General features: G+C 66.9%; 24 protein-coding genes. 11 read left to right on the top strand and 13 right to left on the bottom strand.

The annotated features are described in order from the left end of the window. Nucleotides 1-9: 9 nt before the first annotated feature. From QO015_RS02305 to QO015_RS02365, 13 genes are all read right to left on the bottom strand, one after another. Entirely contained in the window at nucleotides 10-1,242 is a 1,233-nt protein-coding gene (locus tag QO015_RS02305; RefSeq protein ID WP_266281722.1) for a metal-dependent hydrolase family protein, read from the bottom strand. Then, nucleotides 1,239-2,909 carry a hydantoinase B/oxoprolinase family protein gene (locus QO015_RS02310; RefSeq protein ID WP_266281721.1) on the bottom strand — a complete coding sequence of 557 codons (1,671 nt, stop codon included), beginning with the start codon at nucleotides 2,907-2,909 and terminating at the stop codon, nucleotides 1,239-1,241. The genes QO015_RS02305 and QO015_RS02310 overlap by 4 nt, the downstream gene beginning before the upstream one ends. Before the next feature lie 3 nt (nucleotides 2,910-2,912). Beyond that, nucleotides 2,913-4,982 (bottom strand): hydantoinase/oxoprolinase family protein, encoded by a 2,070-nt coding sequence (locus QO015_RS02315; RefSeq protein WP_266281720.1) that lies wholly within the window; start codon nucleotides 4,980-4,982, stop codon nucleotides 2,913-2,915. Between the two features lie 22 nt (nucleotides 4,983-5,004). Continuing rightward, nucleotides 5,005-5,529 carry a GAF domain-containing protein gene (locus tag QO015_RS02320; protein WP_266281719.1) on the bottom strand — a complete coding sequence of 175 codons (525 nt, stop codon included), beginning with the start codon at nucleotides 5,527-5,529 and terminating at the stop codon, nucleotides 5,005-5,007. A 136-nt stretch (nucleotides 5,530-5,665) separates the two neighbouring features. Beyond that, nucleotides 5,666-6,970, bottom strand: a complete 1,305-nt coding sequence (locus tag QO015_RS02325) for an ArgE/DapE family deacylase (RefSeq protein WP_266281718.1) — start codon at nucleotides 6,968-6,970, stop codon at nucleotides 5,666-5,668. Nucleotides 6,971-7,033: 63 nt separating this feature from the next. Continuing rightward, complete coding sequence (locus tag QO015_RS02330) at nucleotides 7,034-8,761, bottom strand: hydantoinase B/oxoprolinase family protein (RefSeq protein WP_266281716.1); 1,728 nt, start codon at nucleotides 8,759-8,761, stop codon at nucleotides 7,034-7,036. Further along, nucleotides 8,761-10,788 carry a hydantoinase/oxoprolinase family protein gene (locus QO015_RS02335; protein ID WP_266281715.1) on the bottom strand — a complete coding sequence of 676 codons (2,028 nt, stop codon included), beginning with the start codon at nucleotides 10,786-10,788 and terminating at the stop codon, nucleotides 8,761-8,763. The genes QO015_RS02330 and QO015_RS02335 overlap by 1 nt, the downstream gene beginning before the upstream one ends. A gap of 17 nt (nucleotides 10,789-10,805) precedes the next feature. Continuing rightward, a complete protein-coding gene (locus tag QO015_RS02340) occupies nucleotides 10,806-11,861 on the bottom strand; it encodes an Ldh family oxidoreductase (protein WP_266281713.1) in 1,056 nt (351 codons plus the stop codon). After that, nucleotides 11,858-12,676, bottom strand: coding sequence for an ABC transporter ATP-binding protein (locus tag QO015_RS02345; protein WP_266281711.1), 819 nt, complete (start codon nucleotides 12,674-12,676; stop codon nucleotides 11,858-11,860). Before QO015_RS02345 ends, QO015_RS02340 begins: the two co-directional genes overlap by 4 nt. After that, nucleotides 12,673-13,575 (bottom strand): ABC transporter ATP-binding protein, encoded by a 903-nt coding sequence (locus tag QO015_RS02350; protein ID WP_266281710.1) that lies wholly within the window; start codon nucleotides 13,573-13,575, stop codon nucleotides 12,673-12,675. The genes QO015_RS02345 and QO015_RS02350 overlap by 4 nt, the downstream gene beginning before the upstream one ends. 2 nt (nucleotides 13,576-13,577) lie before the next feature. Next, entirely contained in the window at nucleotides 13,578-14,450 is an 873-nt protein-coding gene (locus QO015_RS02355; RefSeq protein WP_266281709.1) for an ABC transporter permease, read from the bottom strand. 3 nt (nucleotides 14,451-14,453) lie between these two features. Continuing rightward, the gene (locus QO015_RS02360; protein ID WP_266281708.1) at nucleotides 14,454-15,476 is read right to left on the bottom strand and encodes an ABC transporter permease; all 1,023 of its coding nucleotides are present in this window, start codon (nucleotides 15,474-15,476) and stop codon (nucleotides 14,454-14,456) included. 158 nt (nucleotides 15,477-15,634) lie between these two features. After that, nucleotides 15,635-17,236, bottom strand: a complete 1,602-nt coding sequence (locus QO015_RS02365; RefSeq protein ID WP_266281707.1) for an ABC transporter substrate-binding protein — start codon at nucleotides 17,234-17,236, stop codon at nucleotides 15,635-15,637. A 408-nt stretch (nucleotides 17,237-17,644) separates the two neighbouring features. Here QO015_RS02365 and QO015_RS02370 point away from each other — a divergent pair, with 408 nt between their 5' ends. The 11 genes from QO015_RS02370 to QO015_RS02420 all read left to right on the top strand — a co-directional run bounded on the left by QO015_RS02370 (nucleotide 17,645) and on the right by QO015_RS02420 (nucleotide 24,541). Next, nucleotides 17,645-18,286 (top strand): helix-turn-helix domain-containing protein, encoded by a 642-nt coding sequence (locus tag QO015_RS02370; protein ID WP_266281706.1) that lies wholly within the window; start codon nucleotides 17,645-17,647, stop codon nucleotides 18,284-18,286. A gap of 58 nt (nucleotides 18,287-18,344) precedes the next feature. Next, on the top strand, nucleotides 18,345-18,596 hold the full coding sequence (locus QO015_RS02375) for a hypothetical protein (RefSeq protein WP_266281705.1): 252 nt from the start codon (nucleotides 18,345-18,347) through the stop codon (nucleotides 18,594-18,596). Between the two features lie 36 nt (nucleotides 18,597-18,632). Further along, nucleotides 18,633-18,803, top strand: a complete 171-nt coding sequence (locus QO015_RS02380; RefSeq protein WP_266281704.1) for a hypothetical protein — start codon at nucleotides 18,633-18,635, stop codon at nucleotides 18,801-18,803. A gap of 43 nt (nucleotides 18,804-18,846) precedes the next feature. Continuing rightward, a complete protein-coding gene (locus QO015_RS02385) occupies nucleotides 18,847-19,191 on the top strand; it encodes a hypothetical protein (RefSeq protein ID WP_266281703.1) in 345 nt (114 codons plus the stop codon). Nucleotides 19,192-19,214: 23 nt separating this feature from the next. Continuing rightward, entirely contained in the window at nucleotides 19,215-19,382 is a 168-nt protein-coding gene (locus QO015_RS02390; protein WP_266281702.1) for a hypothetical protein, read from the top strand. A gap of 152 nt (nucleotides 19,383-19,534) precedes the next feature. After that, nucleotides 19,535-19,702: a hypothetical protein gene (locus tag QO015_RS02395; protein ID WP_266281701.1), complete on the top strand. Its 168-nt coding sequence runs from the start codon at nucleotides 19,535-19,537 to the stop codon at nucleotides 19,700-19,702. A gap of 21 nt (nucleotides 19,703-19,723) precedes the next feature. Further along, nucleotides 19,724-19,912 carry a hypothetical protein gene (locus QO015_RS02400; RefSeq protein ID WP_307288330.1) on the top strand — a complete coding sequence of 63 codons (189 nt, stop codon included), beginning with the start codon at nucleotides 19,724-19,726 and terminating at the stop codon, nucleotides 19,910-19,912. Nucleotides 19,913-20,069: 157 nt separating this feature from the next. Continuing rightward, a complete protein-coding gene (locus tag QO015_RS02405) occupies nucleotides 20,070-21,104 on the top strand; it encodes an acyltransferase family protein (RefSeq protein ID WP_370877385.1) in 1,035 nt (344 codons plus the stop codon). Nucleotides 21,105-21,176: 72 nt separating this feature from the next. Continuing rightward, nucleotides 21,177-22,628 carry a cryptochrome/photolyase family protein gene (locus tag QO015_RS02410; RefSeq protein ID WP_266281699.1) on the top strand — a complete coding sequence of 484 codons (1,452 nt, stop codon included), beginning with the start codon at nucleotides 21,177-21,179 and terminating at the stop codon, nucleotides 22,626-22,628. Between the two features lie 143 nt (nucleotides 22,629-22,771). Then, complete coding sequence (locus QO015_RS02415) at nucleotides 22,772-23,815, top strand: cysteine synthase A (RefSeq protein ID WP_266281698.1); 1,044 nt, start codon at nucleotides 22,772-22,774, stop codon at nucleotides 23,813-23,815. Nucleotides 23,816-23,824: 9 nt separating this feature from the next. Beyond that, on the top strand, nucleotides 23,825-24,541 hold the full coding sequence (locus tag QO015_RS02420; protein WP_266281697.1) for an alanyl-tRNA editing protein: 717 nt from the start codon (nucleotides 23,825-23,827) through the stop codon (nucleotides 24,539-24,541). Nucleotides 24,542-24,561: the final 20 nt, after the last annotated feature.

The raw sequence follows: 24,561 nt of genomic DNA on the forward strand, positions 1-24,561 counted from the left end.
CCGTGCTCCTTAGTGGAGGCTGTTCTTGACGAAGCGGCCGCGGCTCATGATCGCCGGCATATGGGCGCCGTCATGGGCGAGGCAGGCGATGTCGGCATAGGGATCGCCATCGACGACGAGAAGGTCGGCAGCGGCGCCGGGCTGGATGACTCCGACCTCGCCTTCCATGCGGCAGAGCTTTGCGCCGACCAGCGTGGCGGAGCGGATGATCTCCGCATTGGGCAGCGCCCGCGCCAGGATCTCGAACTCCATCGAGTGGTATTTCTGGAGCTCGCCGAGCAGGTCCGAGCCGAAGGCCATCGGGAGCCCGGCTTCCTGCATGATCGTCAGCGACCGAAGGCCGGCGGAGCGCACGGTCTCGATCTTGGCGGAAGCTTCCTTCGAGAGGCCGAACCGCTCGCCTTCGAGCGCGAGGCCCTCATAGGCCACGAGCGTCGGCACGGCGATGCAGCCCGCTTCCGCGGCCATGCGCGCCGTCTCCGGCTCGATCAGATTGCAGTGCTCCAGCGAATGGACGCCGCATTCGACCGCCCGGCGGATCGCCTTGTCAGTGTAGAGATGGGCCGAAACATAGGTGCCGGCGTTCTCGGCCTCGTCGACGATCGCCCTGATCTCTTCTCGGGAGTACTGGATCGAATGGATCGGGTCGGTCGGCGAAGAGACGCCGCCATTCGCCATGATCTTGATAAACTTGGCGCCCTTGCGCAGTTCTTCCCGGGCGGCGAGGCGGCAGTTGTCGACGCCGTCGACGATGCGGCCGAGATTGCCGAGCCGCTCTTCCATCACCTGGGTACGATCGTCGGTCCGCACGCGCTGGTCGCAATGGCCGCCCGTCTGGGTCAGCCCCTTGCCGGAGATGATCAGGCGCGGGCCGTCGACGACGCCCTGCTCGATTGCCATGACGAGCCCGAGATCGGCGCCGCAGCAATCGCGCACGGTGGTGAAGCCACGCTGCAGGATCGTCTCCATGATCCGGCCCGCCTTCAGCGCCACCAGCGAGGACGGCGCCAGCGTGTTGGCCCAGCCGTCGACGGTCGTCGAGACGACATGGACGTGGCAGTCGATGAGGCCCGGCATCAGCGTCTTGCCGCGCAGGTCGATCCGTTGCGCGGCCACATCGTGGATCGGCCGATCCGACACCTCGGCGATCCGGCCATCGACCACGAGAACCTCGAAGCCGTCGAGAAGCTCGTCGCGGGTGGGGTCGAGCAGCCGTCCACCAGTGAAGAGGGTCGCGCTCATTCCGCAGCCTCCGAATGGTATCCGTAGATTTCGGCGGCGCGCTCGGCCGTCAGGTAGCCGTTCTTGATGTCGTCGGCGATCGCCGCGGCGCTGCGCTTCTTCGGATCGCCGAAGCCGCCGCCATTGCCGGTCACCACGCGCACCACGTCATCGGTGTTGAGCGGGATGTCGGTGCCGAAGGAGTAGCGCTCGGGCGCCCTGCCCGGCCGCAGCACCTCGACATAGTTCGGCGTGCCGTCGAGACCGCCATCGGCGCCCCATGGCGGAATGCGCGAGCGGGTGTAGCCGACCGAGAGGAAGTTGTTGTCGGCCCTGACGCGGTAGTGGGTGTTGATGCCCTTGCCGCCGCGCCACTCGCCCTCGCCGCCCGGCTCAGGATTGAGCGCCATCTGGTCGACGGCGAGGCCATAGCGGGCTTCCGCCACCTCTGCGGGGCAGTTGAACGTGTCGCCGTGGAAACCGGAGAAGATGGCGCTGTTGCCGTCGCGACCCTTCTGCGCGCCCCAGCCGCCCAGCTGCGGCTCGACGATCGTGTAGTGGCGGCCATGATCGGGATGCGGCCCGCCGACGACGGTGCCACAAATCGAGGCGAAGTTGCCGGCCGGGACGAGACCGGGCAGATGCGGCGCGAGGCAGCGCAGAAGCAGGTCGAACAGGCGGATCTCGACCTCGGAATAGTAGCCGAGCGCGCCCGGCTCCTCGACATGGAAGATCGTGCCCGGCTGCGTGATGACGCGCAGCGGCCGGAAGAAGCCGCCATTGCCCGGCGCCGCCGTGTCGGTCACCGCCTTGAAAGCGAGCTGCGACGAGATTTCGACGCCCTCGCGGCTCGAATTCTTGGAGCCGGACTGCCTCGGGTTGTCGCGCAGATCGATGACGAATTCGTCGTCGGTGATCTCGATCGTCACCTTGTGGATGGCGCCATCGTCCTGCTCCTCGGTGAAGGAGAAGACGCCCTTCGGCAAGGTCTTCAGCGCCGCGCGGGCGCGACGCTCGCCGAGGTCCATGAAGTCCTCGAGCGCCGCCTCGAAGGTGTCGGCGCCGTATTTCTCGATCAGTTCGAGGATGCGGCGCTCGCCTATCCTGACGCCCGCGATGCCGGCCCACAGGTCGCCACGGAGGAAGTCCGGCAGGCGCGTGTTGACATAGAGGATGTCGAACACCGCCTGGTTGGGGGCGCCGGCGTCGATCAGCTTGACCGCCGGGATGCGCACACCTTCCTGGAAGATCTCTCGGGCGTCCGACGACATCGAGCCCGGAACCATGCCGCCGACGTCGTTCCAGTGGGCGATGTTCGCCGTCCAGGCGACGATGCGGCCATCCGCGAAGACGGGCAGCGCCAGGATCATGTCGTTGAGGTGCGTGACGCCGCCCCAATAAGGATCGTTCGAGGCGAAGAGGTCGCCCGGCCGGATCGTCTCGATCGGGTGCTTGGCGAGAATGCCCTTCACCGCCTTGTCGAGAACGCCGACAAAAGCCGGGATGCCGGCGCCCGACGAGGCGATCTCGCCCTTGCCGTCGCAGATGCCGGTGCCGAGATCGAGCACCTCATAGATGATGGCGCTCATTGAGGTCTTGCGCTGGGCGGCGAACATCTCGTCGGCCACCGCTTCGAGCGCGTTCTGGATGATGTCGAGCGTGACGGGATCGTAGCTCTTGTCGCTCATCGCTCAGCCCCTGATCTCGATATGGGTGTTGCCGAAATCGTCGATCGACACGCGATTGCCCGGATGGACGACGATCGTCGTGCCGGGATCCTCGATCACCGCAGGGCCGGTGAAGGTCATGCCCGGCTCCAGCTTCTCGGCGTTGTAGATGACGGCCTCGTGCACGCCCTCGGTGGCGTAGTCGACCATGCGGCGGCCCTTGATCGCGTCCTCTAGCCTTGCGCCCGTCTTCGGCAGCGCGACGATCTCGAGCTTTCCGACCTCTGCCGAAGCGATCAGATGAACGCCGACGATCTCGACCGCCGCGTTCAGGCGATAGGTGTATTCGCGCTCGTAGACCTCGTGGAACCGCGCGATCATCCCCGCAAGCTTCGACGCGTCGACCGGGCCCGGATCCATGGGCACCTCGACCGAATGCTCCTGGTTCTGGTAGCGGCATTTCACGAGCGGGCGGAAGATCACCTGGTCCGCCGCGACGCCCTCCTCGCCGAACTGGGCCGTCGCATGCGCCGTCATCTCTGCGAGCAGACCGTCGAGGCCGGCCGCGTCGTCTTCTTCCATCAGCCGCGTCACGAAATAGTCGCGGCGAAGGTCGGACATCATCATGCCCCAGGCCGAGAAGACGGGCGCGCCGCGCGGCACGACCACCTTCCTGACGCCGAGTTCCTGGCCGAGCGCGACGCCGTGCATCGCGCCGCCGCCTCCGAACACGACCAGCGTGAAATCGCGCGGGTCGTGGCCACGATTGAGCGAGACCAGCTTCAGCGCATTGACCATGTTGGAATTGGCGATGCGCACGATGCCGCGCGCCACCTCGGTGATGCCGACGCCGAGTTCGGCGGCGAGCGGCGCCATCGCCCGCTCCACCGCATCCATGTCGGCGATCACCTCGCCACCGCAGAAATAGTCGCGGTTTATGCGTCCCAGCACGAGATTGGCGTCGGTCGTCGTCGGCAGCGTGCCGCCGCGACCGTAGGAGGCGGGCCCCGGAGAGGCACCGGCCGACTGCGGGCCGACATGCAGCTTGCCGAACGCATCGACGCGCGCGATCGAGCCGCCGCCATTGCCGATCTCGACGAGATCCACCACCGGCACCATGATCGGATAGCCGGCCGACTTGCGGCTTCGCTCGATCCAGTAGTCGGTCTTGATCGAGACCTGACCGTTCTCGATCAGGGAGCATTTCGCGGTGGTGCCGCCGATATCGAGCGCCAGCACATTGGGCTCACCGATGATGCGCCCGAGTTCGGCCGCGCCCCAGAAGCCGGATGCCGGACCGGACTCGACCATGGTGATCGGGATCGCCTTGGTGGAGCGCAGCGAGTCGACGCCGCAGTTCGACTGCATGATATAGAGCCGGCCACGATAGTCGGCCGAGGCGAGGCCTTCCTCGATGCGGCCGAGATAGCGCTCGGCGACGGGCTGCACATAGGCCGAGAGAACCGTCGTGTTCGAGCGCTCGTATTCGCGCCACTCGCGCGTGATCTGGTGCGAGGCGACGACGGAGACGTCGGGCCACAGACGCCGGATCTCGGCCGCGACCGCCTGCTCATGCGCGGGGTTCGCATAGGAATGGAGCAGGCAGACCGCAATCGCCTGAACGCCCTCGGCGCGGAAGTCGTCGAGGATCGCCGGCAGCGCCGAAAGATCGACCGGCTTCGTCTCCTCGCCGCGATAGGAGATACGGCCGCCGACCTCGCGCCTGAGATGGCGCGGCACGAACGGCTCGGGCTTCTCGTAGGTGAGGTTGAAGAAGTCGGGTCGGTTGCCGCGCGCGATCTCGAGCACGTCGCGGAAGCCTTCGGTCGTGATCAGGCCCGTCTTGGCGCCCTTGCGCTCCGTCAGAGCGTTGATGACCACGGTGGTGCCATGCGCGAAGAAATCGACCGAGGCGATATCCACCTCGCCCTTCTTCAGCACGTTCAGCACGCCGGCCTCGAAATTCGGCGGCGTCGTGTCGGACTTGGCGGTGCGGATGGTCTGCTTGCCGGTCGCGCGGTCGGTCTCGAAATAGACCAGGTCGGTGAAGGTGCCGCCGACATCGGTCGCTACGCGGAGGGTGGTCTCGGCCATTCTCGTGCTTCCGTTCGTGAGTTCAGGCCGCGCCGCGGGCGGCATCGCGCGCGGCGGCCTTGTCGGTGGCCATGAAGGCGATGGCCGCGAAGGGGCGAAGCTGCATGGCAATCGCCATCCGCTCCGGCGTATAGTGTCCCTTGACGTCGAGCAGGTTCAGCGTGCCCACGACGGCGCCGGCGACGACGACCGGGATGTTGCAGCCGGATTCGCAGCCGAGCGACTGGATCAGCGGCCAGTCGGAAAAGACCTCGGCGATCTGCTCGATCGTGTTCGAGACATAGGGCTGCCGCTTCTCGATGACCGTCTCGGACCAGATGCCGATCGACATCGGCTTGAAGCCGCCCGTCGGATAGGCCGTCTCGTTGCCGGAATAGGTTCGCCGCGCTAGGCCCGCGACCGCGTCATAGGTCATCGCCGTGAACAGCTTCGTCCCGACCGTTTCCTCGGTGATGCGCTGCAACACCTCGAAGGCGCGGCGCGGCTGGTCAGCCTCCGCGACCGCCTCCATGAACTCGTCCCAATAGGCATTGATGTCGGTTGCCATGGCTCACGCGCTCCTGATCTGCTCTAGGAAATATCCTGTATCCAGACTGTCGACAACCTCGTTCTGCAGGAATCTGCCCGCCGGCTGTGCAGAACCGGAAAAGTTCCTTCGCTGCCCAATCCGTGGGCCCGCGCGGCTACCGCTCCGCCGGACGGAGGCCGCACCATTCCGCGATAAAGAGGGCGATCGCCTTGGTCGTCTCGCGCATCGAGGCGAGATCGGTCTTCTCAGCGGCGCTGTGGCTGCCGGAGCCCCGCGGCCCGTAACAGAGCGTCGGGATGCCGTAATACAGATCGTACTGCCGCGTATCGCTGGTCGCGGTCTGGCTGAAGGTCTCGAGCTCGCTGTCGAACACCGCCCGATGCGCATTGCGCAGGACGGCTTCCGCTTCGCTGCCCGGCTGGAAGACGTGACCATCGGCCTGGAAACCGATCCAGCTCAGCGCCGGCGGCGCGTCGGCGCCGAGCCGCATGGCGGTGGCCGCGACGGCATCGAGCACGAGTTGACGCACCATCGGCAGCGGATCGCCGGGAAGAACGGAGAGGCGGCATTCGATCTCGCACCAGGCAGGGACCGAACCGAGCCAGTCGCCGCCGCGGATCTTGCCGCAGGAGAATTTCACCGGGTTCTCGATATGGCCGAACCAGGGATGGGTTCTCGCCCGCTCGTTGATCCGGGCCGTGAGAGCCATGAGGTCGGCGATATAGTCGTAAGCGGCGAGGATCGCGCTGGCGCCCGCCTGCGCCTGCAGCACATGAACCGGCTTGCCTAGGATGCGCAGGCGGAACCAGACCGAGCCGAGCTCGGCCCGCAGCAGCTGGTTGTCGACCGACTCGGGGATGAGGCAGGCGTCGGCGCGGTAGCCTCGCTCGAGCGTCGCCAGCGCGCCGTTGCCGGTGCACTCCTCCTCGCTCACGGTTTCGACGAAGACGTCGCCCGCCGGCGCGAAGCCGGCGTCGCGCAGGGCATCCAGCGCGAAGACCATCGCCGCGACGCCGACCTTCATGTCGTTGGCGCCGCGCCCATGCATGAAACCGTCCTCGATGACCGGTTCGAAAGGCGGATGGCGCCACTGCTCCAGCGGGCCGGGCGGCACCACGTCGATATGGCCCTGAAGGATCAGGCTTCGCCCCCTGGCCTCCCCCTCCCCGACATCGGGCGCCGGAAAAGAGGCCACGAGCTGCACGGCCTTCGTGTAGTCGACATCGACGATCGCCGACGCACCGGGTTTGCCCTCGATCGGCACCTCGGCAATCGTGAAACTGTCGACGAGGCCTCCGCGCGCCGCGAACTCGCCAGCGAGCCAGGCCTGACATGGGGCCTCGTTGCCGCGGGTGGAATCGAACGAGACGAGCCTTGCCAGCCGATCGATCTGGCGCTGCCAGTTGGCATCGACCGCCGCCACGACGGCCTCCCGGACAGAGTGCGATGGCTCGGTCATTTCGGCTCCTCGAATGGAAATCCGCCCGCGCGGTTGCGCGGGCGGATGTGGTTGCAACTCGGCTCAGGAGTCGGCGAAGGCGTGGGGATAATGCTGCCGCGCAAACTCTTCGGAGATGTAGCCAGCCTTGAGGTCGGCCTCGACCGCCGCCTTCGGGCGGTCGGACGGTGCGCCGTATCCACCGCCGCCGCCCGTCGAGAGCTCGAGCACGGCATCCTTCGGAACGACGAAGCGGGTGGTCTTCGGCAGGGATTCGAAGCGCCCGTCGGGGAAGCGAACGCCGACGCCGTTCGGTCGGGCGCTGCCGCCGCCTGCGAGGCCCCAGGGCGCATTCTTGGTGCGCTCGACCGCGGTCGTGATGAAGGTGTCCTCGGTCATGCGGAAGTGGAAGTCGATGCCCGGTCCGCCGCGCCACTCGCCCGGCCCGCACGAATCCTGCGCGAGCGCCATCTTGTCCATGATCCAGGGGTTCTTCGCCTCCCAGACCTCGATCGGCGAGAAGCGCGTGGCGGACTCGGAGATATGCAGCATCGTGCCGCCGTCGCCGCCCTTGAAGGCGCCCTGCCCCGTGGGATGCGGCGAACCGTCGGCCCAGGGCTCGCCGGTTGCCTGGCGCGTGCCCCAGTAGACGACGGAGGCGATGCAGCCGCCGCTCTGCGCCGGCACGGCGGCCGGCAGTGCCTTGGAGATGGCGTTGTAGATGACCTCGATCGCCTGAAGGGCCGGCCAGCCATAAAGGAAGCACGGCGCCGGGGGCAGTGGATGGAACATCGTCCCCGGCCGCGTCACCACCTCGACGGGCCGGAAATGCCCCTCATGCGGCGCCTCGCCATAGCCGGCCAGCATCGAGATCGCGACGCGACTCGCCGAGATCGTCGAGGGCAGCGGGCAGTTGACCGGACCCGCCCGGGTCTCGGGCGCGGCGGTGAAATCGAGCCGCACATTCGAGCCCTCGATCTCGACCACGACCTCGAACGGGATGGCGGCATCGGTGATGCCGTCCGAGTCCATTTCGCCCTGGCCGACATAGCGACCGTCCGGGATGCTCTCGAAATAGGATCGCACCACGCGCTCGCCATGGTCGAACATCGCTTCGACGGCGTTGCGGAATTCCTCGCGGCCGAAGCGCTTCACGACCTCGACGAAGCTCGATGCGCCAACGCGGCAGCCGACCACCTGGGCGTTGAGGTCGCCCGCCACGAACTTCGGCACGCGGCTGTTGGCGACGACCATGCGATAGATGTCGTCGTTGAGTTCGCCGCGCTTGTAGATCTTGACGCCCGGATAGACGGTGCCTTCCTGGAACACGTCGACCGTGTCGGTGCAGTAGGGATCCTTGCCGGCGATATCCAGCCAGTGGCCCTTGATGGCGGTGTAGCCGATCAGTTCGCCGTCATCGAGATAGACGGGATTGACGACCGCGAGGTCCTGCGGATGCGAGCCGGTGCCGTAGGGCCAGTTGTACATGATCATGTCGCCGGGGAACATGTTGCCCTCCCCGCCGATCGCCTTGACGGCCTCCTGCACGCAGAAGTTCAGCGTGCCCATGAACATCGGCAGGCTCGGCGCCTGCGCGAGCAGCCGCATCTGCGGATCGTAGATGGCGACCGCGAAATCCAGCACCTCGTAAATGACGGGCGAGAAAGCGGTGCGGACCAACGCGCGCTTCATCTGGTTGGCGGCCGAATTGAGCGCGTGGCGCACGACCTCGGTGGTGATGGGATCGGCCTTGGCCGCATCGCCGGAGCGGGCGACGCCGGCGCGGTGGACCTCAACGTTGCGGGTCAGCATCAGTGCATCTCCTCCCGGGTGAGCAGCAATTCGCCATGGTCGCCGGTCGTGGCCGTCCAGAGCGCGTCGAGATAGAGCGTCGTCGTCGATTCCGTGACGATTGCCGGGCCGTGAAGCGGCTCGGTGATCGCCGCGCGCGGCACGACGCGGAAGGGCATCCGCTGCCCGAGTTCGAACGACCAGGCGGAGAAAGTCTCCTCGCCGGCTTCCACCGCTCCGCCGGCTGCCAGATGCTGGCCGCGCCGTGGCAGCGGGGCGCGGACGGTCGCGCGGATCGAGACGATCTCGACGGCCTCGCTCATGAGCCCGCCGAAGCTGCGCCGATACTCGGCTTCGAAGGCCGTCCGGATGGCATCGGCCGTGGAGCCGACCGCGTCTCCGGCGAGCGGCACTTCGATCGACAGCCAGTGCTCCTGGCCTTTGTAGCGGAGGTCCAGCCGGGCCGAGCGCTCGGTGGTGCGCGCAAGATGGGCGCTGCGCGCCCCGACATCGGCGAACAGCTCGGCAAGGACGGCATTCGCGACCGGGAGATTGTCGTCGGTCAAATCCATGATGCGGGTTCGCGCCGAGGACTGCACCATGTCGGCGCCGAGGAGACCCCAGGCCGAGAAGTTGCCGGCGAGCGGGGGCACGACGATGCGCTTCATCTGCAGCTCGTCGGCGAGCAGCGTCGCCATCAGCGGACCGGCGCCGCCGAAGGGCAGCAGCACCATGCCGCGCGGGTCGAGACCCTGCTCGACCGAGACCTCGCGCATGGCATTCGCCATGGAAGACGCCGCGATGCGCAGCACGCCGATGGCCGTCGCCTCGACGCTCTGTCCGATGGCCGCGCCGACAGGCTCCAGCGCCTTTTCGGCCTTTGCGAAGTCGAGATTGATGCCCGACGCCAGCCGGCCCGGCCCGAGCATTCCGAGATAGGCCGCCGCATCGGTGAGCGCCGGCTCGGTGCCGCCCTTGCCGTAGCAGGCCGGGCCCGGTGCAGCGCCGGCCGAGCGCGGGCCGACGCGCATGAGGCCGCCGATGTCGATATGGGCGATCGAGCCGCCGCCCGCGCCAATGGAGCGCACATCGACCCAGGGCGTCTGGATCGGCATGTTGTCGATGACGCCTTCGTAGAGAACCTGCGGCCGACCGCCCAGGATGAGCGCCGTGTCGAAGGAGGTGCCGCCGACATCGGCGGTGACCAGCGCCTCGATGCCGAGTTGCTCGGCGATCTCGCTCGCGCCCTGCGCCCCCGCGACCGGTCCTGACATGATCGTCTCGAACGGCCGATCCTCCGCTTCGGCGAAGGTCATCGAGCCGCTGCCGGAGCGGGTGATGAGCGAGGTGCCCTTGAAGCCGAGCTCGCGCAGCCGTCCATCCAGCCGCTTCAGATAGCTCGACATGCGGCCGCGGACGAAGGCGTCGATCACTGTCGTCGAGGTACGCTCGTATTCGCGATACTCGCCCGAGATACGGTGCGACAGAGAAATGCCGCCCTCGAAGCCACCATCGCGCAGCAGCGTCTCGATGGTGATCTCATGCGCCGGATTGGCATAGGCGTTGATCAGGCAGACGGCGATCGTGTCGACCTCCTCCTCCAGGAGGCGCGCCAAAGCCGTCTTGACGCTCGCCGGATCGAGCGGGCGGACCACCTCGCCGTCGAAGCGGATGCGTTCCCCGACCTCCAGCCGGAGATGGCGCGGCACGAGCGGCTCGGGCTGGCGCCAGAAGAGATTGTACATCTCGGCGCGGTCGCCGCGGCGGATCTCCAGCACGTCCCGGAAGCCGTCGGTCGTGATGAGGCCGACCTTGGCGCCGCGACGCTCGAGCAGGGCGTTGAGCCCGACCGTGGTACCGTGCAGGAAGAACTCCGCCTTCTCGATCACCGCCGGCGGCACGTGACCGCGCACGGCAGCGACGACGCCTTCCTCGGGTGCATGCGGAACCGTCGGGACCTTGCCCTCGACCGTCTCGCCGGTCTCGTCGTCGTAATAGACGAGGTCGGTGAAGGTGCCGCCGATGTCGACACCGATACGCGTGGCCATGCCTCTCTCCGCTTCTCTTAGTTGGGTTGGGCGCCGCTGGACGCCCGTGCGCGCAGGTCGGCAAGGACGCTGCGCTGGATGGGAATGCCGTCGCGCGCCGCGGCGCGGCGGTTGTCGTGCCGTCGGTCGCCCGGAAGCCGCTCCTGGCCGGCATCGCGGATGCGGCCGATCAACTGTTCGACCCGCTCGGCGAAGCGGCGACCGCCGCCGGCCTCGGGATCGATGACGACGAGAAGCTGCCCCGTGCGCGGCGTCTCGGCACCGGGATGGCCCGACCAGTCGACCTCGAAGGAGAACTGGCCGCCGGTGAGCGCAGCGGCGAGGATCTCGACCATCATGGCGAGCGAGGCGCCCTTGTAGCCGCCGAAGGGCAGCAGCGCGCCGCCGTCGAGGATCGCCTTCGGATCGGTCGTCGGCGCGCCGGTGCGGTCGACGCCCGAGCCCTCCGGCAGCATCCGACCCTCGCGCGCGGCGATGCGCACATCGCCATTGGCGAGCGCGCTCGACGACTGGTCGAAGACGATCGGATCGCCGCCCGCCCTCGGTGCGGCGAAGGCGATCGGGTTCGTGCCATAGACGGGCTTGCGGCCGCCGACCGGCACGACGCAGGCGAAGGAATTCACGAAGGAGAGCGCGACCAGTCCGCGCTCCGCGAACGGCTCCACATCGGGCCACAGCGCGCCGAAATGATGCGAGTTGCGCATGGCGAGCAGCGCGATGCCGCTACGCTTCACCTTTTCGAGGAGGAGCGGCGTGCCCCGCGCCAGGGCCGGCTGTGCGAAACCGTTCATCGCATCGACGCGCACGAAGGCATCGGCGACGTCCTCGACCACAGGCTCCGCGCGGCCGTCGACCCAGCCGCTCGCCAGCGTCGAGACATAGCCCGGCACGCGAAAAAGGCCGTGGCTCTTCGACCCGTCCCGTTCGGCACCGGCGCAGTTGCGTGCCTGGACGGCGGCAACCCAGTCCGCCATGCCGGCCCTGCGGAAGATCGTCTCCAGCAAGGCCACGAGATCGTCGTGCGAGATGAATTCGGCATCGGCCTTCTGCCGTGCCGGATCGGCTTCGTTCATGTTGCATCCATGGGAACTGCGCCGCTGCGAATGGCGTCGCGAAGCCGCGCCTCCTCGTCGGTGACGACGGGCACGGCGCCGATGAGCTGGCGGGTATAGGCCGTTCGCGGGCTGGAGAAGATCACCTCTACCGTCCCCGTCTCGACGAGCCGACCCTTCTGAAAGACGCTCACGCGCGACGCGATCGCCCGCACCACGGCGAGGTCGTGGGTGATGAAGAGGTAGGTGAGTCCGCGTGCGGCGCGCAGGCGATGCAGCAGTTGCAGCACGCGCGCCTGCACGAGAACGTCGAGGGCCGAGGTCGGCTCGTCGAGCACGATCAGCTCGGGCTCGCAGGCAAGTGCCCGTGCGATGGCGATGCGCTGGCGCTGCCCGCCGGAAAGGCCGCGCGGCGAACGGCGCGCATAGTCGCCATCGAGCCCGACCTCCTCGAGAAGCGCCGCGACACGGCCAGCGCGCGAGGCGCTGGTACCGATGCCGTGCACGTCGAGCGGCAGACGCACGCTGGCGCCGACGCTCCGGCGCGGATTGAGCGCCGAAAGCGGGTTCTGCTGCACGAGCTGGATGGCGCGCCGCTGCTCGCGGGAGCGCTCGCCCGGCAGAGGCACCCCGTTGAAGCGGATCGTCCCGGCCGAAGGCGGGATGAGCCCGAGCACCAGGTTGGCTAGCGTCGTCTTGCCCGATCCGCTTTCGCCCACGATCGCGTGGCATTCGCCACGCTCGAAGGCAAGCGACACGTCCTCCAGCGCCACGACACGATGGCCGTCCGCCGCAAAGGTCTTGCCGACCCCGTCCAGTTCCAGGATCGCGCTCATGGGCGTGCCTCCACCGGCTCGCCGCAGCCCTCGTGCACGACCATCGGCTGATCGAAATCGGGGCTGCGCTCCGGAAGGTCAGGCAGGCCGCCTCCCGATATCTTGGGGATCGCGGCCAGGAGGGCGCGGGTATAGGGGTGGCGCGGATCGTGGAAGAGCTGCGCCGTCGTGCCGTGCTCGACCATCCGGCCGCGATAGATGACATAGACGCGGTCGGCGAATTCGCGCACGACGCCGAGATTGTGCGAGATGAGAAGCACGGCCGTGCCGCGCCGCTCGGTCAGCTCGTGCATCAGGCCGAGCGTCTGGGCCTGCACCGTGACGTCGAGGGCGGTGCCGGGCTCGTCGGCGATCAGTAGCGCCGGCCGGTTGGCCAGCGCCATGGCGATCATCACGCGCTGGTTCATGCCGCCGGAGAGCTGGAAGGCATAGGAATCGAGCGCCCGCTTCGGATCGGGGATGCTGACCTCGGCGAGCGCCGCCTCGGCCCGCCGGTCCGCCTCGTCGTCGCCGATGCGCCGGTCGCCGGAGCGCAGCACGTCGCGGAACTGGCCGCGGATGCGGAAGGTGGGGTTCAGCGCCGAGGTCGGGTCCTGGAAGATCATGGCGACGCGGTTGCCACGCCGCCGCGCGATCTCGCGGCCGCCGGATATCGCCTCGATCCTGTCGAAACGGATCGAGCCGGTCGCATGCGTGCGCGGGCTTTCCTTAAGGAGGCCCATGGCGAGCCGCGCGGTGACGGATTTCCCGGACCCACTCTCGCCGACGAGCGCCACCTTCTCGCCGGCCCGGACATGCAGCGAGATGCCGTGCAAGACCTCGGTCTGGTGGCGGCGCGTACCGAAGGCGAGGCGCAGGTCGCGGATGGTGAGCACGGGGCCCGACGGGGTTGCGGCCATGATCAGCTCTCCGCCTCGAAGGCTTCACGCAGCCCGTCGCCGACCAGGTTGAAGCCGAGGACGACGAGCAGGATGGCGAGGGCCGGCCAAAGCGTCAGCCACCAGCCGTCGGGCATGTATTTCGCGCCCTCGGCGACCATGGACCCGAGATCGGGCGTCGGCGGCTGGACGCCGAGGCCGAGGAAGGAGAGCGACGACGCCATCAGGATCACGAAGCCGACATCGAGCGTCATCTTCGTCAGGATCGACGGCCAGCAGTTCGGCAGGATCTCGCGGAAGAGGATGTGCAGCGTCGAGGCGCCGACGGTCTCGGCCGCCAGCACATAGCCTTCCTGCGCCTCGGCACGGGTGACGTTGTAGACGAGCCGCGCATACCACGGCCACCACATGGCGGTGATCGCCAGCATGCCGTTGATCAGCGTCGGCTCGAGGAAACCCATGATCGCCATGGCGAGGACGAGCGGCGGCACGGCGAGGAAGACATCCGTGATGCGCATCAGCACATAGTCGGTCCAGCCGCCCTTGTAGCCGGCGACGAGGCCAACGATGACGCCGACCGGCGTCGCGATGGCCAGAACGACCACGGCCATGATGAGGGAGAGACGGTAGCCGTAGACGATGCGCGTGAAGAGATCGCGGCCCATCGCATCCGTCCCGAGCATGTAGGGCGACGCCGGCGGGGCGCTCATGGCCGCGAAATCGCCGATCGGCCCGACATGGTCCGGAAACGGGGTGACAAAGTCGGCGAACACAGCGAGCAGCACGATGACCACGACGATCGCGAGGCCGAGCACCGACAAGGGATTGCCGAGGAAGGCAGCGAGTGCGCGCGAGCCACCGCGGCGCGCGACGACGGGGGAGCCAGGCTCGGACATTGCTCAGCCCTTCCCCGCCGCGAGGCGAATGCGCGGATTGACCACGCCGACCAGGATGTCGACGAGGACATTCATGATCAGGAACGCGACTGCGATGATGAGGACGGTGCCGACGATGGCATCGAGATCCTTGCGGATGATGACTTCGACGCCGTAGCGCGAGAGGCCCGGCCAGCCGAACACCTTCTCGACGAGGAAGGCATTGCCCAGCATCGCCGCGAATTCGAGACCGAGGATGGTCAGCGTCGGAATGAAGGCCGGGCGGAAGGCGTAGCGCGTCGCGATCCGGAAAGGACGGAAACCGTAGGCGCGCTCCATCTCGACATAGGGCTTGTCGTAGACCTCGATCATGTTGGAACGGGTCAGCCGCGCGCATTGGCCGAGGCCCGACATTGCCAGCGCCGTCGCGGGCAGGACGAGGTGATAGAGCGCGTCGAGGAACGCGGCGCCGTTGCCGGCTGCGAGTGTATCGATCAGCAGGAATCCGGTGACGTGAGGCGGCACCGGTGTCGACTGCATCAGTTGCCCCTCGATGGGGAAGATCGGCCAGAAATAGCCGAAGAAGAGCTGGAGGATCACGCCCCAGACGAAGGCGGGCGTGCAGACGGCGATCAGCGCCACCAGCCGTCCGAGATGATCCGGCATCCGCCCGCGGAAATGCGCCGAGAGGATGCCGATCGGCAAGCCCAGCAGCACCATGACGATCGCCGAGACGATGCAGAGCTCGAGCGTCGCGGGCAGGAACTGCGCGATGTCGGTCGTGACCGGCCGGTTCGTGTAGAGCGACTTGCCGAGATCCCCGCGCGAGAGCGCCTTGAGGAACTCGAAATACTGCACCGGCAGCGGCGCATCGAGATGACGTTCGGCGCGCAGCGCGGCGACCTGCTCCGCCGAGGCGTTCGGGCCAAGCGCGATGCGGGCGGGATCACCCGGCATGACGCGGGCGATCGCGAAGATCAGCATGGAAATGCCGATCATCACCACCAGCGCGGCGCCGAGCCGCTTGCCTATCGATGTCCAGTTCATGCCGGGTCCTCGGGGTCGATGTCAGGCGGGCCGCGGCGCCGCGACGGCGTTCCCGCCGGCGGCGACGATCCGGAACATGCGCTTGGTCATCGACGTCTCGATTGGAAGCGGGGCGGCTGACCGGCGGACGTGGGTATCCGCCGGCCAGCCCCACGACATCACTCGGTGATGCTCATCTCGCGGAACAGGAGGTTGAAGTTGTCGAGCGTCTGCTTCGACTTGTCCTCGAGCTTCGGGAGCGCAACCACGTCGCGCGCCGTGTAAACGCCGGTGAACTCGTAGGCGTTGATGGCCGGGGCGAGGTCACGGAGCGTCTTGTTGAGCTCCTTGTAGATCGCCTCGCGCTTGGCCGGATCGGTCTCGGTGCGCCCGGCCTCCAGCAATTCGTCGACCTTGGCGTCCTTCAGGTGTTCGGCGGACATCCAGGTCGGCGGGACCTTGGAGGAGTACATGTTGTAAAGCAGCGAATCCGGATCGGGCGTCACCGCGGCGACGGCGATTTCCACGGCGTGCGGCGCCGTCTCGGGCTTCGTCACCTGCTCGGAGACCAGCGCCCACGGGGTCTTGATCACCTTGACCGGGAAGCCGAGCTTGGAGAACTGAGCCTGCATCAGCAGCGCGATGCGCTCGCGGGCCGGCACTTCGGCGATCCAGGCGATGTCGAGCGGGCTCGACTTGGGGTCATACTTGCACTTGGCCAGCTCTTCCTTGGCCTTGTCCATGTCCTGCTTGTAGTCGGGCAGATCCTTGTCGTAGCCGAGCAGGCCGCTCGGCAGAGGTCCCTTCATCGGGATGCCCTGTGCCCGCTCGTCGTTGATCTTCAGGATCTTGAGCGTCGTGTCGTAATCGAAGGCATAGGTCAGCGCGAGCCGGCAATGCACGTCGTCCAGGGGCGCGCGGGCGGTGTTCAGCTTGATGTATTCACCGGTGGCGCCGCCTGCCTCGGTATCGAGCTTGATGCCCTTCTCGGCCGCAAGCGAACGGATGACCTCCGGCGGGAGCCACAGATCGGCGATGTCGTGCTCGCCGCGCGACATCAGCGCGCGAACGGTTGGCGCCTCGAGGCCGTAGCGGTAGCGCACCTTGTCGGGCGCGTTCTCGGCAAAGCCGAGGAAATAATCCGGGAACTTGACCATGACGGTCTCGGACTGCGGATTCTGGCTCTCGACCTTGTAGGCGCCCGAGCCGGCATCATGGGCCGACAGCCATGCCTCGCCATAGTCGCCGAACTCGCCATATTTGCCGTCGACCTTGTTGGCCATGACCGTCTTCGCGTCGACGATCGGCAGGCGGACGAGCGCCGCGAGGAAGGGAGCGTAGGGCTCGGTCAGCGTGAACTTGACAGTCAGCGGGTCGACCGCCTCGGCCTTCTCGACACGGCCGGCGAAAAGGTTGGAGAAGCCCTGCCCCATCGCGATCATGCGGTTGAGCGAGAAGACGACGTCGTCGGCCGTCAGCGGATTGCCGGAGTGAAATTTCACGCCGTCCTTGAGCTTGAAGGTGTAGCTCTTGCCGTCCGTCGTCCATTCCGTGGCGAGCAGGGGCTCGACGCCTGGGCCGCCGGCCTTGGGATAGACCAGCGTGTCGTAGATGTTGGTCATCAGGACCGTATCGGCATAGTCGGTCGCCTTGGCCGGATCGACCTCGCCCACCGGCGCCTCGTCGAGCCGGAGCACGCGTTCGGCGAAGGAGGGCACCGCCAGCCAGAGCGGCGATGCCAGGACGAAGGCCGATGCCAGGGCCCTTGCTCTCAATCTCATCGGAAATTCCCCTCTTGGTTCGATACCGACCCGCCCGTGCCCTCGACACGCGCCAGCCGGCACGCGGCCGTTCCGACCGCTCCCTGCCTTTCCGATCGGAAACCATACAGAGGAAATAAGTTTCGTATAGGCCAAAATTTCTGCATCGCCGCCCGGATGCTACGCAAACGGGCGGTAACACCACTTCGTTGCGGCAAGCCAACAGCGCGTGGCCAAAGGGGTGTGCGGCACATGATCTCGATAAATCAGATAGTTATAGAAACGCATCGGCCAACCGAAGTTGGTCGACAACTGCGCACACTCTGTCGACAAAAAACCCGCACGGGCAGCATTGGCTCTCCATTTCAGCGGCTTTGCCAAGTAGTCCGGAATCCTGTAATGCAAAAATGTTTCCGATAGGAATTGCGCATGCCCATCACCACCAAGCCGGCGCGCCGGCGCGAGGCGACCGGTGTCGAGCGGGTCCCGCCGCGCGGCAGCGACCAGATCTCCGGCATCCTGAGACGGCTCCGCCGCGAGGCCGGCATGACGCTGCAGGAACTCGCCGACCGCTGCGGGCTCGCCTCGTCGACGCTGTCCAAGATCGAGAACGGCCAGATGTCGCCGACCTACGACACGCTGCTGCGCGTCGCGGGAGGTCTCGGCCTCGATATGGCCGAACTCTTCACCGGAAAGAGCTCGAGCGATGTCGGCGGCCGCCGCACCGTCACGCGGAGCGGCCATGGCGTCATCCGCTCGACCGAGCAGTACACCTACGAAATGCTTGCGGCCGAGCTTTCGGGCAAGCAGTTCATTCCGCTGCTGACGACCATAGAGGCGCGGTCGATGGCCGATTTCCCGAGCCTCGTCCGTCATTCCGGCGAAGAGTTCTTCTATGTCCTCTCCGGTCAGGTGACGCTCCATACCGAGCACTATGCGCCGACCGTGCTGGAGCCGGGCGACAGCTGCTATTTCGACAGCACGATGGGCCATGCCTGCGTTTCGTCGGGCGACGAACCGGCTCGCATTCTCTGGATCTGCTCGCGAGTCGTGGCGCCGCTGACGGCCTGATCTACCCGGCGCCGAATTGCCGAGGACGGGATTTTCCGTTATCAGTAATTCCATGAGCATGACCGGATCCATCGACCGGAAGAGCCGCGGTCGGCCGCGCACGGACACGACGCTCGTCGGCGTCCGGATGGCGCCCGAACTCATCGCCGCGCTCGACCGGTTCATAGCCGACGAGGCGCCGGGTACGTCGAGGCCCGAGGCGCTGCGTATGGTGTTCCGTCGCTGGGCCGAGCAGGAAGGCCTGATCAATCGCCAGCCGCCGGACGAGGGCAAGCGTCCGTCGGAGCTGAACTCGGACAATGACGGCTGACGATGCAGTGACGTTTCGTAACTCGGGGGATTTGAGATGCGTCTTTTCGTGCTTTCGCTGGCGATGGCCGCCAGTCTCGCGGCGCTGGCCGGGTGCTCCAGCAGCGGCAACAGCGCCGCGGCCGTCGACATGATGAACAATCCCGTCAATGCCTGCGGCACGGACGGAAGCTCGAACATCAACGATTGCGGCGGTGGTCGGCGCTGAGGCGCCGCCACCCGCTCGACTAGGAAGGCAAGGAGTGACGACGATGAACCGCTCTCTTCTGGCGATCGCCGCTCTCCTTGCCGGCTCCCTGCCCGCTCTCGCCCAATACCAGCCCGTGACCCCGGTCGACCCGGCGCCGTTCCGCAAGCTCAGCTGCGACCAGATCGCGGCTCGCATCCAGAAGCTCAATATCCCGATCGGCAACAACAACTCGACGATCGCCGGCTTCCAGCGCAGCCCTACGCTTGAGTTCCTGCTGCTCGGTACCGGTTCGCGCAGCCCTGAATTCATCGCCGAGGTCGCCAGGGCCCGCGGCGAGCGCAATGCGCTCATCGCCGTCGCGGTCGAGAAAGACTGCGCGGCGAAGCGCCTCGTGCCGATGCGCTGACCGGCTCCTTAGCGATCCCTCCCATGCGCATTTTCATCCTCGCCGCCCTCATCGCTGCAGCGCTGGCTCCTCTCGGCGGCTGCACGGGCACCGGCGACAACTGGGCCGCCGTCCAGGCGATGAACAATCCGCCGAACACCTGCGGTCCCGGCGGCTCGCGAAATGTCGAGGATTGCCGCGGCAGGCCTTAGTCCGATCCGGGACGGTGCGCGATCAAAGCTTCGGGGCTGCTCCGTGCTATGCGGACATTACTGTCGGCGCCCTATGATATTGTTGGGTGGCTCACACCGAATCCGCTTCATGCGGGCCACGCCCATCAACGTCCCCCGATTCCGAGGTGATCATGCGTATCGTCGTTCTCACTCTGGCGCTGCTGGCGGCGCTTCCGGCCGTTAGCGGCTGCTCCAGCACCGGCAACAACGCCGCCGCCATCAATGCGATGGACAACCCGCCGAATTCCTGCGGACCCGGCGGCAGGGCCGACGTCACGGACTGCCCGGACGGCGCGTAGCCGCCCTTTCACGACGGAGAGATGACCATGCGGATCTTCTTCCTTTCGCTCGCCATGCTGGCCGGACTGTCGGCCGTTTCGGGCTGCTCGAGCACCGGGGCGGGCAATGCGGCCAGCGATGCCGCCGCCATCAACGCCATGGACAACCCGCCGAATTCCTGCGGACCCGGCGGCAGCCAGAACATCGAGGATTGCGACAGCCGTCGCTGATGCGAAGTGGCCGGTCCGGTGTTTCGCCGGGCCGGCCCCGATTCACCAATCCCTAAAATTTTCCGAAGATAGGGCCGGTTTTATCAGCCCGAATTAACCTTTGGCCGCTCTTTGCCGCGCTATGTCTCGCCGATCGATGAAGATCGGGAACAGCGCCATGGCAATGTCTGGGCGGACGAGTGGCCGTATCGACTGGGTCGACTACGCCAAGGGCTTCTGCATCATCATGGTCGTCATGATGCACTCGACCCTCGGGGTCGAGAAGGCGGCCGGAGCGGAAGGCTGGATGACGCATGTGGTCGCCTTCGCGAAGCCGTTCCGCATGCCCGACTTCTTTCTCATCTCGGGCCTCTTCCTCGCCAATGTGATCGATCGCGACTGGCGCACCTATGCCGATCGCAAGATCGTCCATTTCGCCTATTTCTACGTGCTCTGGCTGGTGATCCAGTTCCTGTTCAAGGCGCCGGGCATGGTGGCCGACGCGGGCGTCACGGGCGCGCTGCGCGAATTCCTGCTCGCCTTCGTTGATCCCTTCGGCACACTCTGGTTCATCTTCCTGCTGCCGATCTTCTTCGCCGTCACCAAGCTGCTGCGCGGCGTGCCGTGGTGGATCGTCTGGATCGCCGCGGCGGCGCTGGAAACGGCGCCGATCGACACCGGCTGGGTGATCCCGGACGAGTTCGCGTCGCGCTTCGTCTATTTCTACACCGGCTATATCTTCGCGCCGGTCATCTTCCGCCTCGCCTCCGGTGTCATCGAGCGGCCGCTGGTCGCGACGGCTGGCCTGCTCGCCTGGGCGGCGGTCGAAGCCATCGCTGTCTTCGGCGGCTGGTCGGAACTTCCGCTCGTCAGCCTCGGCCTCGGCCTTGCCGGCGCGGCGGCGGTGGTGAGCTTCTCGGCGCTGCTCTCGAGGTCGCACCGGCTCGGTTGGCTGCGCTATTGCGGGCAGAATTCGATCGTCATTTATCTCGCCTTCTTCCTGCCCATGGCCGCGACCCGCGCCGTGCTGCTGAAGTCGGGCGTCATTCCCGATCTCGGCACGGTATCCCTGATCGTGACCGCCGTGGCCGTTGTGACTCCGGTGCTGTTCTTCCGGCTGGTCCAGGGAACGCGCTTCCGCTTCCTGTTCGAGCGGCCCCGTTGGGCGCGGATCGAGGACCGGCCCGCGCGCGGGCTCGTCGCTGCCGAATAGGGACGGACGGTCTTTAGAAAGGCCGCGCTCAGGGCCTCGCCGGCGGCGGGTCGCTGCGCTAGTTCCCTGCGCATGACCCGCCCAAATGCCCCCCGGCCCGACCGCGAAGCTCCCGCCCTTGTCTGGTTCCGCGACGATCTGCGGCTTGCCGATAATCCGGCGCTCAGCGGGGCGGTGGCGAGTGGAAGACCGCTCGCCTTCCTCTTTTGTCTCGACGAGGTCAGCGAGGGAATTCGCCCGCTCGGCGCCGCCAGCAAGTGGTGGCTGCACCATTCTCTGGCGTCTCTCGCCGAGACGATCGAGAAGCATGGGCATCGGCTGATCCTGAAGCGCGGTCCTGCGGAAGGTCTGGTCTACGATCTTGTCAAGGAACTCGGCGCCGGAACCGTCTGCTGGAACCGCCGCTATGGCGAGGGAGAGCGCGCGGTCGACGCGGCGCTCAAGGCTCGCTTCAAGGAAGAGGGCGTCGCTGTCGAGAGCTTCCAGGCCAGCCTCCTCTTCGAACCCTGGACCGTGCGCACGCAGAGCGATCAGCCCTTCCGCGTCTTCACGCCGTTCTGGCGCGCCTGCATGGGCGCCGCGCCGCCGCGCCAGCCGCTGCCCGTGCCCCGCTCCTGGCCCAGTCCGGCCAAGGCAGTTCGAGGCGAAGCGCTCGACGACTGGGGCCTCTTGCCACGCCATCCAGATTGGGCGGGCGGTCTACGCGAGGCGTGGACGCCGGGTGAAGCAGGCGCGGCGACCCGTCTCGAGGAGTTTGTCGAAACGCGGCTTGTCCGCTATGCCGGCCATCGCGACCAGCCGGCCGAGGCCGCGACGTCGCGCCTTTCGCCGCATCTCCGCTTTGGCGAGGTCAGCCCGTTCCAGGTCTGGCATGCAGTGGAGAACCGGCGGCACGCGAGTTCGACGGGAGCGGAGCGCTCCATCGCGAAGTTCCAGTCCGAAATCGGTTGGCGCGAGTTCTCCTGGCACCTGCTCTTCCATAAGGGCAACCTCGCGACGCGCAATTTCCAGCCCCGCTTCGACGCCTTCCCCTGGCCGAAGGCCGATCCCTCCGCTCTCAGGGCGTGGCAGAATGGCCGGACCGGCATTCCGATCGTCGATGCCGGCATGCGCGAACTCTGGCACACCGGCTGGATGCACAATCGCGTGCGCATGATCACCGCGTCGTTCCTGACCAAGAACCTTCTCGTCGACTGGCGGATCGGCGAAGCCTGGTTCTGGGATACGCTGGTCGATGCCGACGCCGCCAATAATCCGGCCGGCTGGCAGTGGGTCGCGGGTTCAGGTGCGGATGCCGCGCCCTACTTCCGCATCTTCAACCCGGTGACGCAGGGCGAGACGCACGATCCCGAGGCGACCTATATCCGCGCCTACGTCGAAGAGCTGGCCGGCCTCGACGCATCGGACATCCACACCGTGACCAAGCATGCGCCACCGGCTGGCTATCCGCGGCCGATCGTGGATCTTTCGGCTTCGCGACAGCGGGCACTCGAGGCATTCGCCGCCCTTCGTGGCGGAGAATGAGGCATGATTTCCCAATCCGGCCGCTGAAGAGCATTTTTTTCCGGTTCCGCGACATAGCCAGCCGGTGGGTGCTTTGCGAAGCCCGGCGGCTTGCCGCAAGTCTGATGGCCGTCCCGCTCCTCGCAGCCTGATCGAAGAGTCTCATGGCCGTTCTCCCGTCCGTCATCGAAGCCATCGGCAACACGCCGTTGATCCGCCTCCGCCGCGCCTCGGAGGAGACGGGCTGCCAGATCCTCGGAAAGGCCGAGTTTCTCAATCCCGGCCAGTCGGTGAAGGACCGCGCCGCGCTCTACATCGTCCAGGATGCGATCGCGCGCGGGCAGTTGCGGCCGGGCGGCACCATAGTCGAGGGGACCGCCGGCAATACGGGGATCGGCCTCGCGCTCGTCGCCGGCGCGCTCGGATACAAGACGGTCATCGTCATCCCGGAAACGCAGTCGCAGGAAAAGAAGGACGCGCTTCGCCTCGCCGGCGCGACGCTCGTCGAGGTCCCCGCCGTCCCCTACAAGAACCCGAACAACTATGTCCGCCTCTCGGGGCGGCTGGCGCTGGAGCTGGCGCGGAGCGAGCCGAACGGCGCGATCTGGGCCAACCAGTTCGACAACATCGCCAACCGTCAGGCGCATATCGATACCACCGGCCCCGAGATCTGGGAGCAGACCGGCGGCAAGGTGGACGGCTTCGTCGCGGCCGTCGGCTCGGGCGGCACGCTGGCCGGCGTCGGTATCGCACTCAAGAAGCGCAATGCGGGCGTCAAGATCGCCCTGGCCGATCCGCATGGCGCCGCGCTCTTCAGCTATTACACGACAGGCGTCCTGCGCTCCGAAGGTTCGTCGATCACGGAAGGCATCGGACAGGGCCGCATCACGGCCAACCTCGAGGGCGCACCCGTCGATGCGGCCTATCTCATCGACGACGCCGAGGCGCTGGAGATCGTCTTCGACCTCGCCGAGCACGAGGGGCTGATCCTCGGCGGCTCATCGGGCATCAATATTGCGGGTGCGATCCGCCTCGCCCGCGAACTCGGTCCGGGGCATACCATCGTCACGATCCTCTGCGACTATGGCATGCGCTACCAGTCGAAGCTGTTCAACCCGGCCTTCCTGCGGGACAAGGGCCTGCCGGTTCCGGCTTGGCTGGAGCGTGATAGAAAGATCGACGTGCCTTACGAGGCGTCCGATTCCTGACAGGCCATCATGACCGATACCGTCCTCCTGTTCCGCGACGATCCCTATCTCTCCACCGCCGAGGCGCGCGTGACGGGACTGACGCCGGAAGGCGGCATCATCCTCGACAGGACGGTATTCTACGCCACCGGCGGCGGCCAGCCTGGCGATATCGGGCGACTGGAGCGTGCAGACGGCTCGATGATCGAGATCGCGACCGCCGTCTATGGCGGCTCGAAGAGCGAGATCGTTCACGTGCCGACGGCTGGCTCCGCGCCGCCCGAGATCGGGGAGACCGTCGTGGCGCATCTCGACTGGCCGGTGCGCCATCGTCACATGCGCATCCATACCGGTCTGCATCTCCTCACCGTCGCGGTCCCCTATCCCGTGACGGGCGGGCGGATCGGCGCCGAGGAAGGCCATCTCGATTTCGACATCGATGGTCCGATCCCCGCCAAGGAAGAGATCGACGCGCGCCTCGCCGAGATGATCGCCGCCGATCATCCGGTGACGACGGAATGGATCACCGACGACGAGCTTCTGGCCAATCCCGGCCTCGTGAAGACGATGAGCGTCAAGCCGCCGATGGGCAGCGGCCGCGTTCGCCTCGTTCGGATCGGCGATATCGACCTGCAGCCCTGTGGCGGCACCCATGTCCAGTCGACGGCGGAGATCGGCGCGCTCGCCGTCTCCAAGATCGAGAACAAGGGCAAGCAGAACCGCCGCATCCGCATCCGTTTCGCCTGAGCCCGAGCCTGATCCCCAGC

It is taken from the genome of Kaistia geumhonensis (assembly GCF_030815145.1).
Lineage (GTDB): Bacteria > Pseudomonadota > Alphaproteobacteria > Rhizobiales > Kaistiaceae > Kaistia > Kaistia geumhonensis.

Excerpts from the sequence above, each read along its gene's own strand:
- QO015_RS02360 (WP_266281708.1), bottom strand. The coding sequence starts at position 15,476 with ATGAACTGGACATCGATAGGCAAGCGGCTCGGCGCCGCGCTGGTGGTG.
- QO015_RS02350 (WP_266281710.1), bottom strand. The coding sequence starts at position 13,575 with ATGGCCGCAACCCCGTCGGGCCCCGTGCTCACCATCCGCGACCTGCGC.
- QO015_RS02400 (WP_307288330.1), top strand. The coding sequence starts at position 19,724 with ATGACCATGCGGATCTTCTTCCTTTCGCTCGCCATGCTGGCCGGACTG.
- QO015_RS02390 (WP_266281702.1), top strand. The coding sequence starts at position 19,215 with ATGCGCATTTTCATCCTCGCCGCCCTCATCGCTGCAGCGCTGGCTCCT.
- QO015_RS02395 (WP_266281701.1), top strand. The coding sequence starts at position 19,535 with ATGCGTATCGTCGTTCTCACTCTGGCGCTGCTGGCGGCGCTTCCGGCC.
- QO015_RS02310 (WP_266281721.1), bottom strand. The coding sequence starts at position 2,909 with ATGAGCGACAAGAGCTACGATCCCGTCACGCTCGACATCATCCAGAAC.
- QO015_RS02355 (WP_266281709.1), bottom strand. The coding sequence starts at position 14,450 with ATGTCCGAGCCTGGCTCCCCCGTCGTCGCGCGCCGCGGTGGCTCGCGC.
- QO015_RS02405 (WP_370877385.1), top strand. The coding sequence starts at position 20,070 with ATGGCAATGTCTGGGCGGACGAGTGGCCGTATCGACTGGGTCGACTAC.
- QO015_RS02315 (WP_266281720.1), bottom strand. The coding sequence starts at position 4,982 with ATGGCCGAGACCACCCTCCGCGTAGCGACCGATGTCGGCGGCACCTTC.
- QO015_RS02345 (WP_266281711.1), bottom strand. The coding sequence starts at position 12,676 with ATGAGCGCGATCCTGGAACTGGACGGGGTCGGCAAGACCTTTGCGGCG.
- QO015_RS02385 (WP_266281703.1), top strand. The coding sequence starts at position 18,847 with ATGAACCGCTCTCTTCTGGCGATCGCCGCTCTCCTTGCCGGCTCCCTG.
- QO015_RS02380 (WP_266281704.1), top strand. The coding sequence starts at position 18,633 with ATGCGTCTTTTCGTGCTTTCGCTGGCGATGGCCGCCAGTCTCGCGGCG.
- QO015_RS02365 (WP_266281707.1), bottom strand. The coding sequence starts at position 17,236 with ATGAGATTGAGAGCAAGGGCCCTGGCATCGGCCTTCGTCCTGGCATCG.
- QO015_RS02410 (WP_266281699.1), top strand. The coding sequence starts at position 21,177 with ATGACCCGCCCAAATGCCCCCCGGCCCGACCGCGAAGCTCCCGCCCTT.
- QO015_RS02335 (WP_266281715.1), bottom strand. The coding sequence starts at position 10,788 with ATGGCCACGCGTATCGGTGTCGACATCGGCGGCACCTTCACCGACCTC.
- QO015_RS02375 (WP_266281705.1), top strand. The coding sequence starts at position 18,345 with ATGACCGGATCCATCGACCGGAAGAGCCGCGGTCGGCCGCGCACGGAC.
- QO015_RS02340 (WP_266281713.1), bottom strand. The coding sequence starts at position 11,861 with ATGAACGAAGCCGATCCGGCACGGCAGAAGGCCGATGCCGAATTCATC.
- QO015_RS02305 (WP_266281722.1), bottom strand. The coding sequence starts at position 1,242 with ATGAGCGCGACCCTCTTCACTGGTGGACGGCTGCTCGACCCCACCCGC.
- QO015_RS02325 (WP_266281718.1), bottom strand. The coding sequence starts at position 6,970 with ATGACCGAGCCATCGCACTCTGTCCGGGAGGCCGTCGTGGCGGCGGTC.
- QO015_RS02320 (WP_266281719.1), bottom strand. The coding sequence starts at position 5,529 with ATGGCAACCGACATCAATGCCTATTGGGACGAGTTCATGGAGGCGGTC.
- QO015_RS02330 (WP_266281716.1), bottom strand. The coding sequence starts at position 8,761 with ATGCTGACCCGCAACGTTGAGGTCCACCGCGCCGGCGTCGCCCGCTCC.
- QO015_RS02420 (WP_266281697.1), top strand. The coding sequence starts at position 23,825 with ATGACCGATACCGTCCTCCTGTTCCGCGACGATCCCTATCTCTCCACC.
- QO015_RS02370 (WP_266281706.1), top strand. The coding sequence starts at position 17,645 with ATGCCCATCACCACCAAGCCGGCGCGCCGGCGCGAGGCGACCGGTGTC.
- QO015_RS02415 (WP_266281698.1), top strand. The coding sequence starts at position 22,772 with ATGGCCGTTCTCCCGTCCGTCATCGAAGCCATCGGCAACACGCCGTTG.